This window comes from Achromobacter sp. PD1 (assembly GCF_048541815.1).
Classification (GTDB): Bacteria; Pseudomonadota; Gammaproteobacteria; order Burkholderiales; family Burkholderiaceae_B; genus Achromobacter; species Achromobacter bronchisepticus_A.
The window spans coordinates 1,578,274-1,592,225 of the sequence record NZ_CP183349.1 but is presented as its reverse complement, the minus strand read 5'-3'; the positions used below and the strand labels follow the sequence as shown (position 1 = coordinate 1,592,225).

At 66.1% G+C, this 13,952-nt stretch carries 17 protein-coding genes; 6 read left to right on the top strand and 11 right to left on the bottom strand.

Going from position 1 to position 13,952, the window contains the following annotated elements:
- Positions 1-312 precede the first annotated feature (312 nt).
- The gene (locus ACM1PE_RS07475) at positions 313-2,118 is read left to right on the top strand and encodes an ABCB family ABC transporter ATP-binding protein/permease (RefSeq protein ID WP_059378392.1); all 1,806 of its coding nucleotides are present in this window, start codon (positions 313-315) and stop codon (positions 2,116-2,118) included.
- Positions 2,119-2,170: 52 nt separating this feature from the next.
- Complete coding sequence (locus ACM1PE_RS07470; RefSeq protein WP_419342860.1) at positions 2,171-2,560, top strand: Rieske (2Fe-2S) protein; 390 nt, start codon at positions 2,171-2,173, stop codon at positions 2,558-2,560.
- Between the two features lie 34 nt (positions 2,561-2,594).
- Here the strand turns inward: ACM1PE_RS07470 and ACM1PE_RS07465 are convergent, their stop codons facing one another.
- Positions 2,595-3,578 carry a bile acid:sodium symporter family protein gene (locus ACM1PE_RS07465; protein WP_059378394.1) on the bottom strand — a complete coding sequence of 328 codons (984 nt, stop codon included), beginning with the start codon at positions 3,576-3,578 and terminating at the stop codon, positions 2,595-2,597.
- A gap of 107 nt (positions 3,579-3,685) precedes the next feature.
- On the opposite strand from ACM1PE_RS07465, the gene ACM1PE_RS07460 reads away from it, so the two are divergent.
- Positions 3,686-4,528 (top strand): LysR family transcriptional regulator, encoded by an 843-nt coding sequence (locus ACM1PE_RS07460; protein ID WP_059378396.1) that lies wholly within the window; start codon positions 3,686-3,688, stop codon positions 4,526-4,528.
- Between the two features lie 194 nt (positions 4,529-4,722).
- Here ACM1PE_RS07460 and ACM1PE_RS07455 read toward each other — a convergent pair whose 3' ends face one another.
- From ACM1PE_RS07455 to ACM1PE_RS07445, 3 genes are all read right to left on the bottom strand, one after another.
- Positions 4,723-5,055: a hypothetical protein gene (locus tag ACM1PE_RS07455; RefSeq protein WP_059378397.1), complete on the bottom strand. Its 333-nt coding sequence runs from the start codon at positions 5,053-5,055 to the stop codon at positions 4,723-4,725.
- Between the two features lie 72 nt (positions 5,056-5,127).
- Positions 5,128-5,997 carry an N-formylglutamate amidohydrolase gene (locus ACM1PE_RS07450; RefSeq protein WP_251880846.1) on the bottom strand — a complete coding sequence of 290 codons (870 nt, stop codon included), beginning with the start codon at positions 5,995-5,997 and terminating at the stop codon, positions 5,128-5,130.
- Between the two features lie 2 nt (positions 5,998-5,999).
- Entirely contained in the window at positions 6,000-6,989 is a 990-nt protein-coding gene (locus ACM1PE_RS07445; RefSeq protein WP_054458219.1) for a Bug family tripartite tricarboxylate transporter substrate binding protein, read from the bottom strand.
- Between the two features lie 112 nt (positions 6,990-7,101).
- On the opposite strand from ACM1PE_RS07445, the gene ACM1PE_RS07440 reads away from it, so the two are divergent.
- Positions 7,102-8,034 (top strand): LysR substrate-binding domain-containing protein, encoded by a 933-nt coding sequence (locus tag ACM1PE_RS07440; protein ID WP_118933303.1) that lies wholly within the window; start codon positions 7,102-7,104, stop codon positions 8,032-8,034.
- 99 nt (positions 8,035-8,133) lie between these two features.
- On the opposite strand, the gene ACM1PE_RS07435 is transcribed toward ACM1PE_RS07440, so the two are convergent.
- The 6 genes from ACM1PE_RS07435 to ACM1PE_RS07410 form a co-directional block, all read right to left on the bottom strand.
- Positions 8,134-8,349, bottom strand: coding sequence for a hypothetical protein (locus tag ACM1PE_RS07435; protein ID WP_042792993.1), 216 nt, complete (start codon positions 8,347-8,349; stop codon positions 8,134-8,136).
- A gap of 103 nt (positions 8,350-8,452) precedes the next feature.
- Positions 8,453-9,559 carry an AGE family epimerase/isomerase gene (locus ACM1PE_RS07430; protein WP_059378425.1) on the bottom strand — a complete coding sequence of 369 codons (1,107 nt, stop codon included), beginning with the start codon at positions 9,557-9,559 and terminating at the stop codon, positions 8,453-8,455.
- Positions 9,560-9,707: 148 nt separating this feature from the next.
- Positions 9,708-9,920: a hypothetical protein gene (locus ACM1PE_RS07425; protein WP_008159938.1), complete on the bottom strand. Its 213-nt coding sequence runs from the start codon at positions 9,918-9,920 to the stop codon at positions 9,708-9,710.
- Positions 9,921-10,246: 326 nt separating this feature from the next.
- Positions 10,247-10,471 carry a hypothetical protein gene (locus tag ACM1PE_RS07420; RefSeq protein WP_059378402.1) on the bottom strand — a complete coding sequence of 75 codons (225 nt, stop codon included), beginning with the start codon at positions 10,469-10,471 and terminating at the stop codon, positions 10,247-10,249.
- 70 nt (positions 10,472-10,541) lie between these two features.
- Positions 10,542-11,288, bottom strand: coding sequence for a sulfite exporter TauE/SafE family protein (locus ACM1PE_RS07415; RefSeq protein WP_059378404.1), 747 nt, complete (start codon positions 11,286-11,288; stop codon positions 10,542-10,544).
- Positions 11,289-11,386: 98 nt separating this feature from the next.
- Positions 11,387-12,298, bottom strand: coding sequence for a DMT family transporter (locus tag ACM1PE_RS07410; RefSeq protein ID WP_059378405.1), 912 nt, complete (start codon positions 12,296-12,298; stop codon positions 11,387-11,389).
- Positions 12,299-12,458: 160 nt separating this feature from the next.
- Here ACM1PE_RS07410 and ACM1PE_RS07405 point away from each other — a divergent pair, with 160 nt between their 5' ends.
- On the top strand, positions 12,459-12,929 hold the full coding sequence (locus tag ACM1PE_RS07405) for an Lrp/AsnC family transcriptional regulator (RefSeq protein ID WP_006226939.1): 471 nt from the start codon (positions 12,459-12,461) through the stop codon (positions 12,927-12,929).
- 100 nt (positions 12,930-13,029) lie between these two features.
- Positions 13,030-13,263, top strand: coding sequence for a hypothetical protein (locus ACM1PE_RS07400; RefSeq protein ID WP_059378407.1), 234 nt, complete (start codon positions 13,030-13,032; stop codon positions 13,261-13,263).
- 68 nt (positions 13,264-13,331) lie between these two features.
- Here the strand turns inward: ACM1PE_RS07400 and ACM1PE_RS07395 are convergent, their stop codons facing one another.
- Positions 13,332-13,925, bottom strand: a complete 594-nt coding sequence (locus tag ACM1PE_RS07395) for a YSC84-related protein (protein ID WP_059378409.1) — start codon at positions 13,923-13,925, stop codon at positions 13,332-13,334.
- Between the last annotated feature and the right edge of the window lie 27 nt (positions 13,926-13,952).

Here is a 13,952-nt window from a genome sequence, read left to right as displayed (position 1 = left end):
CGACGTCCGCGCGGCGAATATGCGCCGGGTCGCGCAACCAAGGGGCAGCCAGGCTTCATCCTTGGTTGAGACAGTAAAGAACGGGCCCGCCAGGCTGCGCCCGAGTCACCATGCCGGATTGAAAACCCCCGGGAGAGGTCTACACATCCCAGGGGTCGTGAGGCCGATATTACCCCCAGAGCCGCAAAATCCCTGAATGCCCTCTGCCAAAGCAGGCGTTTTCGCCCCTGGGCGCGGTGCTGCGGCAGAATTGGCGCCTGTGGCCGATAATGCGCTTCCGACGGCCCGACGGCCCATGCATCCCCCCTGACCATGAACGCTCCTGACACGCGGCCCGAACGCCGCGGCGGCTTTTCCACCCTGCGCACCCTCTTTCCCTATCTCTGGCCGCCCGGCGAGACGGGCCTGAAAACGCGGGTGATCGCGGCCCTGCTGTGCCTGTTCGCGGCCAAGGTCGCCACGGTCTATGTCCCGCTGCTGTACAAGCACGCCATCGACGAGCTGGGCCAGGGCGCCCCGGGTTCCGTCACCGTGCCGCTGGGCCTGATCCTGGCCTATGGCACGGCCCGGGTGCTTTCGCTGCTGTTCTCGGAACTGCGCGACGCCATCTTCGCGCGCGTCGGGCAGCACGCCATCCGCGCGGTCGGCCTGCAGGTCTTTCGCCACTTGCATGCGCTGGCGCTGCGCTTTCACCTGACGCGCCAGACCGGCGGCCTGAACCGCGCCATCGAGCGCGGCACCAAGGGCATCCAGACCCTGCTGTCGTTCCTGCTCTTCAGCATCCTGCCGACCTTCTTCGAGATCGGGCTGGTCTGCGTGGTGCTGTGGAAGATGTTCGACATCTGGCTGGCGCTGGCCACCGGCGCCACCGTCACGCTGTACATGGCGTACACGCTGCTGGTCACGGAATGGCGCGCCAAGTTCCGGCGCCAGATGAACGAAACCGACTCCGAGGCCAACACCAAGGCCATCGAGAGCCTGCTGAACTACGAGACGGTCAAATACTTCGGCAACGAGGAACACGAGGCGCGCCGCTACGACGCGTCGCTCAAGCGCTATGAACGCGCCGCCGTGCGCAGCCAGGTCAGCCTGTCCATCCTCAACATCGGCCAGGCCGCCATCATCTCGGTGGGCCTCACCCTGGTCATGTGGATGGCTGCCACCGGCATCGCCGAGGGCCGCTACACGCTGGGCGATTTCGTGCTGGTCAACACCTACCTGCTGCAGCTGTACCAGCCGCTGAGCTTCTTCGGCTTCGTCTACCGCGAGATCAAGCAAGCCATCATCGACATGGAGCGCATGTTCGAACTGCTGGGACAGGACCGCGAAGTGGCCGACCGGCCCGATGCGCAGCCCCTGCGCGTGGCAGGCGGCGCAGTGGAGTTCCGCGACGTGCATTTCGGCTACGACGCGCGCCGCCCCATCCTGAAGGGCGTCAGCTTCACCATCCCCGCGGGCAGGACCGTGGCCGTCGTCGGCACCTCCGGCGCCGGCAAATCGACCATCGCGCGCCTGCTGTTCCGCTTCTACGACGCCGACGGCGGCGCGATCCTCATCGACGGCCAGGACGTGCGCAGCGTGACCCAGGCCAGCCTGCGCGCCGCGATCGGCGTCGTGCCGCAGGACACCGTGCTGTTCAACGACACCATCCTCTACAACATCGGTTACGGCCGCCCCGGCGCCAGCGAGGACGAGATCCAGGCGGCGGCGCGCCTGGCCCATATCCACGACCTGATCATGGCCATGCCGGACGGCTACCAGACCATGGTGGGCGAACGCGGGCTGAAGCTGTCCGGCGGCGAAAAGCAGCGCGTGGCGATCGCCCGGACCATCCTGAAGAACCCGCCCATCTTCCTGTTCGACGAAGCCACCAGCGCGCTGGACACCCACACCGAACGCGAAATCCAGGCCAATCTGCGCGAAGTCAGCCAGGGCCGCAGCACGCTGATCATCGCCCACCGCCTGTCCACCGTGGCGGATGCGGACGAGATCATCGTGCTGGCCGAGGGCCGCATCGTCGAACGCGGCCGCCATGCGCAGCTGCTGGCGCAGGACGGCATCTACGCCGGCATGTGGGCCCGCCAGCAGCAAAGCGCCCTGACCGGCGCGCCGGATTGACAAGCCCTCCCCCCCTGTCCGAACATCGCACCCTTTGATTTCCAGGCCCACCATGCAGGATTCAGCCCCCTTCCCCGCCGTCCGCGTCTGCGCTTCCTCCGATCTCGCCAACGGCGGCCTGGGCGTGAAGCTCCCCGTGTCGGATGCCGCCGGCCGCACCACGGCCTTCTTCGTGCGCTATCAGGACCGCGTGCACGGCTATCTGAACCGCTGCGCGCACGTCGGCGTGGAACTGGATTGGGAAGGCAGCTTCTTCACCCGCGCCGGCGACCTGATCATGTGCGCGCGCCACGGCGCCACCTACCAGCCGGACACGGGGCTATGCGTGGGCGGCCCCTGTAAGAACGGCCGACTGACCGCGTTGGCCGTCGAGGAACGCGACGGCGCAGTCTACTGGCAGCCGGCCGGCAAGATCCGTCCTTGGGAAGACGCGGCCGCCTAGAACGGTACGCTCCAGCAGGACCCTTGCGCGGATTTCACGCCCGCGCCGCCGCCGCTTCCGCCGGCGCCTGCCGTTCCGCGTAGCGCCGCGCCAGCACCGCGCAGACCATCAGCTGCATCTGGTGGAAGATCATCAGCGGCAGCACCACCACGCCCATCTGCGAGGTGCCGAACAGCACCGTGGCCAGCGGAATGCCCGAGGCCAGCGACTTCTTCGAGCCGCAGAACACCAGCGTGATCTCGTTTTCCTTGGACAGCCCCAGCTTGCGGCTGCCCCAGGTCGTGATCAGCAGCACCGTTCCCAGCAACAAGGCGTTCACCAGCACCATGGAGGCCAGGTCGATGGGCGGGAACGCGTGCCAGATGCCCTGCGCCACCGCCTCGCTGAACGCGGTGTAGACAGCCAGCAGGATCGAACTGCGGTCCACTTTCGACAGCGTGCGGTTGTTGCGCTGGGCCCAGGCGCCGATCCAGGGCCGCAGCAGGCTGCCCACCGCGAACGGCAGCAGCAGCTGCAGCAGGATGCGGCCGGCGTCGGCCAGCCCGTGGCCCCCGCCCTGGCGGTGCAGCAGCACCGCCACCAGCAGCGGCGTCAGCACCGTGCCCAGCAGGTTCGACGCGGTGGCCGCGCAGATCGCGCCCGGCACATTGCCGCGCGCCATGGAGGTGAAGGCGATCGACGACTGCACGGTGGACGACAGGGTGCAGACGAACAGCACGCCCAGCCACAGCGACGGCGTCAACAGGTTGGGAAACAGCGCCCGCAAACCCAGCCCCAGCGCGGGAAACAGCAGGAAGGTGCAAGCCAGGATCAGCGCGTGCAGGCGCACGTCCTTCACGCCGGCCACGATGGCATCGGTGGACAGCCGGGCGCCGTGCAGGAAGAACAGCAGCGAAATGGCGATGTTGCTGGCCACGGTCATGAACGCCGCGCCCTTGCCCACGGCCGGGAAAAAGCTGGCGAAGACCACCGTGGCGATCAGGATGAGCGTGAATTGGTCGGGCAGGAAGCGGCGCATGGCAGAGGTTTCCGTAGGGATTGCGGAAACTATAGGCACGGCGCTTGCCATCGTGAAGCCCACTAGGTACTTTAACTGTCATCGGACTTTCCTATGACCAGGCCGCCATGCTCAATCCCCTGTGGCTCAAGACCTTCGCCGCTGCCGCCGCCGCGCCCAGCTTCACCGAAACCGCCCGGCGGCTGGGGCTGACCCAGCCCACGGTCAGCGAGCACATCCGTCAGCTGGAACAGGCCCTGAACCGGCGCCTGTTCCAGCGCGACACGCACTCGCTCGCGCTCACCAGCGACGGCCGCAGCCTGCTGGTGCATGCGCAGATCATCCTTGACGCGCACGAGCGTGCCGAGCGCCTGTTCGACGCGCCCCGCCTGCGCGGGCGCGTGCGCCTGGGCACCTCGGACGACCTGGCGATGGGCCCGCTGCCCGACGTGCTGGCCGCCTTCCGGCTGGCCCACCCCGAGGTGGAACTGGACCTGACCATCGGCGTCACCAGCGAGCTCTACAAGCTGCTGGACGACAATGGCCTGGACGTCATGATAGGCAAGCGCCGCAAGGGCGACCGGCGCGGCCAGACCCTGCACAAGGAAGCCCTGCTGTGGCAGGCCAAGGAAGGCCTGCGCTTGGCGCCCGGCGAGCCGCTGCCGCTGATCCTGCTGCGCGAACCCAGCGTGACCCGCAGCCTGACGCTGGACGCCCTGGCCCGCGCCGGCCGCAGCTGGCAGATCGTGTGCACCAGCACCAGCTACGCGGGCTGCCAGGCGGCCGCCCGCGCCGGCCTGGGCATCACGGTGCAGCCTTCGCACCTGTCCACCCTGGGCCTTGCCGCTCCGGCGGGCGCCGCGCAGCTGCCTGCGCTGCCACAGGTGGAATTCATCGTGATCTCGGCGCCCGCGCCCAACAAGCCCACACGTGCGCTGACCGAGATCCTGATGCGCAGCACGCTGACCTGAGGCTTTCTTTCTGACTGCCTCGCTTGGAGTTGGCATGTGTTCGGGCAAGCGCCGCGGCCAATGTTCGCGGCGTCTATCCGGAACGACCCCATGGCGATGCTTGCCATGCGGCATCATCGGCCTGCGCTCTGGGGCTCGACAAATACAAAGGCGGGATAACAATATGAGCGGCGCGTTGCCGCCCCATGGCCGGACTATTCGGGCAAGTGGTCCGGAACGCCGTCCTCATCGACCAGCTTGACGCGGTCCAGCGCGTTGCGCGCGGCCGACATGGCCTCGACCGTGCTGCGGAAGCGTCGGCTGATAAAGATCTCGAAAGCCTGGGTGTCGGGCTCGGCTTCCTGCTGCGCGGCTTCATCCGGCGGCGCTGAGGCATCAGCCTGGGTCGCGGCTTGCGCGTCCAGTTCGGCCTGGCTCTTTTTCTTCGGCAGCCGCCGCGTTTCGATGAAAGCGCGCGGCGGCACGCGCCCCTCGGGTTGGGTCGCGTACGCGAGCACCGAAAATCCGTTGATGATCTTCTCAGCCATTGCGGTTCCGTGTGGCCGCGCCCAAAAAAAGCGCGGTTCCTTGTTACCGACTACGGCCAGCCGCGGGGAAACTTAAGCCGGCGCCGCCTGGCGCGCGCGCACGTAGGCCGCCACCTGGGCCAGCACGTCGGACAGGTCGGTCTGCAGCGGCGCAAAGCCCGAGTTGCGCTCGCGCGTGGCTTCGTCCATGTACAGCGGACGGCGGATTTCCACCTGCAGGCTGTGGCGGTTCAAGGCCGGCTGGCCGATCTGCGCGATCAGCTGCACGCCCTTGTAGGGGTCGTTGCGCGCCACGGTGTAACCCTTGTCGCGCAAGGCGGTCTCGATCAGGGCGATGAACTCGGGTTCGCAGGTCGTGCCGTCGCGATCGCCCAGCACGAAGTCCGCCAGCGGATGCTCGCTCTGGCGGCCCAGGCGCTCGTAGGCGTCGTTGGGCATGGAATGCAGGTTCAGATGCCAGACCGCGCCAAAACGCTGCCGCACCTGCTGAATCGCCTGGGACAGCGCAGCATGGTAGGGCTCGTAGTACGCCTGGATGCGGTGGCGCACTTCGGCCAGCGTCAGCTTGCGATCGTAGATCGGCGTGGACTTGTCCATCCTGCGCCAGATCAAACCCTTGCCCAGGCGCGTCTTCTCGCCCGGGTCCAGCGGTTCGGGCCAGGGCTGCGCCAGCAGCTCCGGGTCCAGGTCCTGCAGCGTGCGGTTCGGATCGATATAGACGCGCGGAAAGTTCGCGGCAATCAGCGTCGCGCCCAGGGCCGGCGCCGCCGACCACAACGCGTCCACGTGCGTGTCCTCGCCCTGGCGCAATTGCGCCAGGGTGGCCGCGGCGCCGAAATCGTCGGGATAGCGCTCGCCGCTATGCGGCGAATCGCAAACCAGCGGCAAGGCCGGGCCGGTGGGCTCGTGTACGGAAACAGCGTCGAAGTCGGCGTGGGTCATCGTCAATCAGCCTGAATGTTGGCAGTCTTGGCGACCTTGGCGTAGCGCGCCAGGGCCTGCTGGATCTGCGCCTCGAATTCCTGGGGCGTGGTGCGCACCAGCGTACCACCCACTTCCTCGGCCTTCTTGCGGAATTCCGGATCGTCCTGGGCGGCGCGCACCGCCTTGTTCAGGCGCTCGATCACGGCCGGCGGGGTGCCGGCGGGCGCCACCAGGCCGAACCAGCCGCCCGTGCCCATGTCGGGGTAGCCCAGCTCGATGTAGGTCGGCACGTCGGGCAGCAGCGGCGAGCGTTCGGCGCCCAGCACGGCCAGCGCGCGCAGCTTGCCGCCCTGCACCTGCGGCAGGGTCGAGGACAGGTTGTCGGTGATCGCGTCCACCTGGCCGCCCATCACGTCGTTCAGCGCCGGACCGGCTCCGCGGTACGGCACGTGCAGCAGCTTGATGCCGGACAGCATCATGAAATTCTCGATGTTCACGTGACCCAGCGAACCCACGCCCGGCGAAGCGAAGCTATAGCGTTCCGGCTGCTTCTTGGCCAGGGCCACGAACTCGGCCATGTTCTTGGCCGGGAGACCCGGGTTGATCGCGAAGATGCTGGGCACGGCGACCACGTTGGCCACCGGCACGAAATCCTTCACCGGGTCGTAGTTCATCTTGCGGAACACGGCCGGATTCGAGCCATGCGTGCTCATCGTGGCCATGCCGATGGTGTAGCCGTCGGGCGTGGCGCGGGCCACCTGCTCCATGCCCATGGAACCGCCGGCGCCAGCCTTGTTCTCGACCACGATGGTCTGCTTCAGGTCACGGCCGGCGTACTCGGCCACCAGGCGCGCCACGATGTCGGTCGAACCGCCGGCGGCGAACGGCACCACCAGCTTGATGGGACGGGCGGGATAGTCGGCGGCTTGGGCGATGCCGGCGAAGGACAGGGTAGCGAACATGCCGGCGAGCGCGAAGCGCGCGGATCGGCCCAGAAGGCGGCGGGACATGGGGATGACTCCGAAAGTTGAAGGTCAGTCGACAAGGCCGCCAGTGTCCGAACTTTACGATCCCCTTTCAAACGACTATATTGCACGGCTTCATTACCAATGGTCATGCTAGATGCGACTGCACTCGCCCTCCATGTCCGAACTGCACGCCTTCGTGACGGCGGCACGCCTGGGCAGCTTCACCCGCGCCGCGGAGGTCTTGTGCGTCACCCAGGGCGCCGTCAGCCGCGCCATTTCCCGCCTGGAAGCGCATTTCGGCCAGCCGCTGATGCATCGCAACGCCCATGGCCTGACCCTGACTGAAACCGGACGCCGCCTGTACGACGGCACGCAAGGCCCGCTGCAGCAGATCGAATCGCTCAGCGCCGGGTTGCGCGCCAACGACCGCCGCCTGCGCCTGACGCTGTCGACGGTGCCGACGCTGGCCAGCGCCTGGCTGGTGCCCCGCCTGTCCGACTTTCACGCGCGCCATCCGGATATCCAGCTCGGCTTCGCGGCCTACCGCCGCAACGAGGACTTTTCCGGCGCGACGCCCGATGCCAGCATCCTGTCCGGCCTGCCCGAGCAATGGCCGGGTTGGCAGGTGGATTACGTGATCGGGCGCGAACTGGTCGTCATCTGCCACCCCGCCCGGCTGGCGGCGCGGCGCGCGCAGGGACTCTGGGAGACCCCGGCCGGCCTGCTTGGGGAGCCGCTGCTGTATCACTCGAATGGCATGGACAACTGGATGCAGTGGCTGGCCGCTGCTGGCGTGCCGCGCGCCTCGGTCCAGCTGTCCAATGGTTTCGACCAGGTTTCCATCCTGGTCCGCGCCGTCATGGCCGACATGGGCATTGCCGTGCTGCAGCGCTGCCTGGTCCGCGACGACCTGCAGGCGGGACGCGTGGCGGCCCCGTTTCCCGACCTGCCCATACGCATCGCCCGCGGCTATCACTTATGCGCGCCGGCCCAGCGCCGCGACCACTATGCGCTGGCCTGCTTCCGGCTATGGCTGCTGGAGACTGCCGGGCAGGATCCCGACGTGGTGGCCGCCGGCCCGGGTTGAGCGGCAGCAAGCAACATGTGGTTTCGTGTGACGGAGAACAACTGCGACGAAATGAAAATGGGCTCCTGAGGAGCCCGTCTGGATGGCGCAGCGAATAGCTCAGGGTGCGAGCTTGAACCCCAGGTCCACGCCCCACTTGTCGGTTTCACGCAGCCATTTCGCCCCGCAATTCAGGCAGCGGAAGTGGTCTTCACGGCTTTCTTCCCGGCCCTTCTGCGTCGGGTTGGTGAATCCCTGATGCCCCAGATGGGCATGCGGCGCAACGCCAGCAAGCCCAGGGTTAATGCGTTGGCAAGCCAGGCACATAACGCTCATTGATGCTTCCCTACAAACATAGTAACCAAATTGTAAGGGATTCCACCAATACTTTTCTATCAATATATGACGATAAATCCAAAAATAATTGTTAACGCCACAATTAAACAACGGTCGGCATGGCGGACAGGCAGGTAGCCAGGTGGTATGGGGAGGTCGAAGGCATGTCCGCGCGCACCACCGCCCCGTCCGCGTCCAGGCATTCGTACCAGCCGCCAGCGTGCAGGAAACGCGCGCGGAACATGGCCAGGCCGGCCTCCAGCGCGGGCAGATCCCCCAGCACGCCGAGCACCCGCAAATACTCGGTCTGCGCCCAGATCCGGCGCGTATCGTCGATCACGGCGCCGGACTCGTCCAGCGATGCCGCCACCCCGCCCGCGTCCACGCCATGGCGGCGCGACCAGCGCACCGCGCGCGGCAGCGACTCCGTCAGCTCCAGGCCGTCGAAAACCTCGGCCGAGCCTTGCACCAGCGACAGCCACTCGAACTGATGCCCGGGCTCCAGCCGGTTGCCGGCCGTACCCTGCCGCTGTTCCGAGATGCACTGGGAGGCCGCATGCACGAAAAAATGGCTGATGCCTTGCGCCAGGCCGCGCAGACGCTGCGCATACAGCGCCGGCTCCGCGACCTGGGCCGCGGCCAGATATGCCTCGGTCAGATGCATCATGGGATTCTGCGCGGGCGCGCGCAGCGGCTGGCTCAGGTCGGCGCTGAGCGCCGCGTGATACAGCCCGTCGGCAGTCTTGAAGCGCGCCTCGATGGTCGACGACGTCGACAACATGAGCTTGCGCGCATCGGCATTGCGGCTGCGGCGGAAATAGGCGGCGCAGGCCAGCACGATGAACGCGTGGGTGTACAGGTCCTGCGTGTCGTCCAGCGCATGTGCAGCGGCGTCCACGCTGTAGCGCCATCCGCCATGGGACTCGTCGCGGAATACGCGGCGCAGCGATTCGAACAGCACATCGGCATGCGCGCGCGCGGCGGCGCCAGACGCTTCTGAAAAAACGTAGAGCTGGCGCGCGCAAGCCATGGCGCGGTAGCGCTCGGCCGGCAGCGGGCGGCCGGTAGCTGCGTCCAGCGATTCAAAAGGCAGACCCAGCGCGCCATTGAAACCCTGCCCCATCCAAAGAGGCAGGACAACGGAATCAAAATGGTCGCGGAATGCGCGGATGTGTTCCGCAAGTGAAGAGTTGGTCTGTGCGGCAGTCATCTTGGAACGGCGCATACCCACTGAGGGCCCCAGATTTTGGAGCAGCAACGATAACCGAAATTTTCGTCGCAAACCTTTGAGTATTCTCCGAAGCGTCATGCTCACACAGACCGGTCCAGCCAATCAGCTCCGTCCAGGGCGGGGCGCCCTATCGGAAGATGTTTTCCTCTACCCAGTTCTGCGCGAATACTTCCGCGCGATCGCGTGCTTCGTCCAACGAAGCGCAGTTGCCCAAGTGGGAAAACGCGGCATCCACTTCGGTGCCGCCCTCGGCCGTAACCGTCAGCAGTACGCCATATCCGCCGGTATCCATGGCCGCTGTGGAAACGTCGATCAGAACTTCCTGGTCACGATGCTGCATGTGCTACCTCCCAGTCGGTTACCTAAACGCGTGAACCACGCGTGACGTTGCGGGGGCAGAATCCCCGCGCAAATGAATAGACCTGCAAACGTCACGCAAGTTCATCTTACTGGCGACTCGTGGCCTGCGATACGTCGAAAAGCAGCCAAATCGCGCATTCCGTCTCAGGAAATTCCCGTAGCACGGCCCTAGTAGTCGCGAACTCGCGAAATACTGCGAAAACATTCGCAAATTGTGTGGAAATTCCCGCGCCAAACGGTCAAGACGCAGCGAAACGCGGAGAGCGGCCCCGGGCCGCTGCTGTCGACATAATCGGATTTCGCGGGTCAGCGCACGTGGATGGCGCCAGGCTCTTCCATGCGCAGGGCGAGCTTGCCCTTCTCGGTGATAAGCCAGCGGCCGTCGGCGTCGGCTGCAATGCAACGCAGCGTCTCCAGCGCCTGCGCGACGTGCGCGGGCACTTCGGTCTGGACGGCGCCGGGCGCGCAATTGTCGGCCACGATGCGCAGCCAATGTCCCAACTCGCCTTTCTCGAAACGGTGCAATGCCATGCGGTGATTCTCTCTTGAATACCCAACGATAGCATGTCGCCGGTCCCGCCCCGATGACCGGTAAGGGACGCTAGGCAAGCAGCTTGGGCAAGGATGACGCCAGCAGCGCCACGCCCGACACGGTGAGCAGGCCCAGCACGATGCGGCGAAACGACACGTCGCTGATGCCCACGTACACGCGCGTGCCCCATAAGGTTGGCACCAGCATCGCCGGCACGATCACCGCGAACAGCGGCAGCATGTCGCGCGTCACCACACCGGTGTAGACATAGCTCGCCATCGTCACAACCAGCATCGACAGGTTGAAGTTCTGGATCACCGCGCGCTGTACGTCGCGGTCAAAGCGGCGCAAGGTGCACCACAAGGTAGGAATGACGCCGGTGAATCCGCCTATGCCGCCCATGACGCCGCCCATCGCGCCCACCACGCCATCGGCCAATCGCCCCCCTGCCTTGATGGGGGGCAAACGCGTCGCGAACAGCATCACCGGACACCAAACCACCAGCAGCCCGCCCACCAGCGCTTTGAACATCAGCGGATCCAGGTATGGCAACAGCTTGACGCCCAACGGAATCCCCAGCAATCCGCCTGCCACGAAGGGCAGCAGATGCACCGCCGCGAATCCGCGGCGCATGGTAAAGGCGGCCAGCAACTGGCCAGTCAGCGAGCCGAACACCACCATGGCGGCAGCGAGTTTCGGATCTATCGTCCAGGCCCAGAACGACATGGCCACCATGCCGAAGCCGAAGCCCGAGAGGCCCTGCACGAACCCGGCGGCCATGGCGCCCGCCGCGACCAGCACATATAAGGAATCCATACCCGCCGCATGCCTGCTAGAGAAGCCGGAACGGTTCCGGCGCTCGACATTCTAGACCGCATCGCTGGCTGGTTTCGCGGCGGCGGCGTGCAGGCGGACTACGAAGCGCGCAGCGCCAAAGGCCGCTTCAAGCGCGTCGCCGCCGCCGACGCCGCCACGCTGGCGCCGATCAGGGCCAGGCCCAGCGCCAAGTCGGCCGAGATGCGCTCCTGGAATACCAGCGACGAAACGATCAGCCCGATCACCGGCACGCACAGCATGGCGATCGAGGTCGCCACCGGCGGCATCTTCTGCGTCATCCCCAGCACCACAATAAAGGTCAGCGCGGTAGCCAGCGGGCCGGTGTACAGGATCACCGGCCATGCCTCGGGCTGCGCCAGGAAGACGGGCGCGCCATCGCGCATCCACGCCAGCGCGGCCAGCGGCAGCGCCGCGATGGCGGTCTGCCAGGGAATCATGTCCGCGCCCAGGCGGATATGCCGGTAGCCGCGCAGCTGGATGATGTTGCAGGCCCATGCAAAGGACGCGCCCAGCAGCATCGCCAGGCCGACCACCGTGTGCGCCTGCCAGGGGCTGAACGCGGGCGCGACGATGACGGCGATGCCGGCATAGCTCAGCGCCGTCGCCAGCCATTGCGCCATCGACAGGCGTTCCTTCAGGATCAGCGAGGACAGCGGAATGACCCAGATGGAAGTGGCGTAGGCGATCACGGACGCGCGCCCCGGCGCCACGTATTGCATCGCCCACAGCGCCAGCGCCGTGAACGCGCCCATCTGCAGCAGCGCCACGCCGGCCACCAGCGGCATTTCCTGCCGCGTGGGCAGGCGCAGGCGGCCCAGCATGCCCAGCACCAGCGCGCTGATCAGCGCGGCCGAGCCGAAGCGGCTGGCGGCCAGCCAGAGCGGGCTCATGTGCGTCAGCCCCAGCTTCATGACGGGCCAATTGCCGCCCCAGATGGCTACCGCGCCGACCAGCGGCAAAAACCTGCCCAACGTGCTCTGCTGACTCATTACTGCCCAATCTACTGCTTGAATATTCCGCGCTTTGGCACAATTGCCAAACGATGGAATAGTCTATAGGGTTAACCCCAGCATATTTCACTGCATTCAAGGGCGATACCCGTCATACTCAGCACAGATGAATTGCTGAATGACCATACCTGGGTGACTTATGCCGGAAATCAACCTGGATGCCACCGACATCCGAATTCTCAACGAACTCCAACGCGATGCGCGGCTGACCAATGTCGAGCTCGCCGCGCGCGTGAACCTGTCCGCCTCGCCCTGTCTGGCGCGCGTGCGCCGGCTCGAAACCGAGGGCCTGATCGACCGCCGCGTCACCTTGCTCAATGCCCGCAAGCTGGGCCTGAAGGTCAACGTGTTCATCCAGATCTCGCTGGACAAGCAGCGCAAGGCGGCGCTGGACGTGTTCGAACGCGAGATCGCGGTCCTGCCGGAAATCATGGAGTGCTACCTCATGTCAGGCGACGCCGATTACCTGATACGCGCCCTGGTGCCCGACGTGGACGCACTGGAGCGGCTGATCGTCGAACACATCACCCGCATCCCTGGCGTAGCCAGCATCCGTTCCAGCTTTGCCTTGAAGCAGGTGCTGTACACCACTGCCGTCCCGCTCGCGTGAGGCCCGCGGCGGCAACTTGCGGGATCCGCGACGCCCCTCCACAATGAAAGCGCCGCGCCCCGCGCCGGCGCCCCTCCCATCGCCTAGCAAGGAGAACACCATGCCTGAAACCGACTGGTTCCCCGGCGGCACGCTACCCGATCGTCAGGGCTACTTCGAAGTGGAATTCGAAACGGGTCAAACCGAAATCACGCGCTACGGCCTGCTCGGCTGGGAGCCCGAGCAGGATCGCGGCCGCATCAAACGCTGGCGCGGCCTGGACCCGGACATCGAAGCTGCCGAAATGCAGCGCGAGAGTTCGGTGCGCAACAACGGCGATACGCTCATGGGCTGAAGCGCCGGCTGACGCGCCAAACAAAAACGCCGCGGAGACCATCCGCGGCGTTTTGCTTGGCAGGCAGCTCAAAGATCCAGTTTGGAGATCTTGGTGCCAGCCAGGGACACGCCTGCCATCAGGCCGCCGTTGTTCATCACGAAACCGACAATGGGCTGCTGCGCCGTGTTGGTGTCGATGCGGCCATTGGCGCCCACGTTGACGACCGCGACCGTCGCGTCGGCGCCCACGGTCCAGCCGCTGCTGTTGCGGAACTTGGCAAGCGCCTCGTCCGTCATGAACAACAGCACCATCGCCTTGGACTGCGCGCCCGCCTGGAAGCCGACGGAACCCGCCGTGGTGCTGTAGTAGCCAGCGGTGGAGCTGCCCACGCGCAGCACGCCCTTGCCATGTTCGGCGCCGATGATGAAGCTGCCGCTCAACACATCGGGAAAGATCAGCACGCCCCGGGCGCGCGCGACCAGTTCCCTGGACTGCGGCGAGGCTTGATAGAGCTTGCCCAAGGTGGCGTCGGCCGCACTGTTCAGCGATTGGCGCTGTTCAGTCGCGGTTGCCGAGGATTTGGGACTGGTGGTGGTGCAGCCGGTAAACATCAGGCCGGCCACACCGATCGCCGCGGCGGCCAGGCCAGCGCGGCGCAAGACAGGAAAAGTATCAAACATGGAACTCTCCTTTGTTGTTGTCACCCT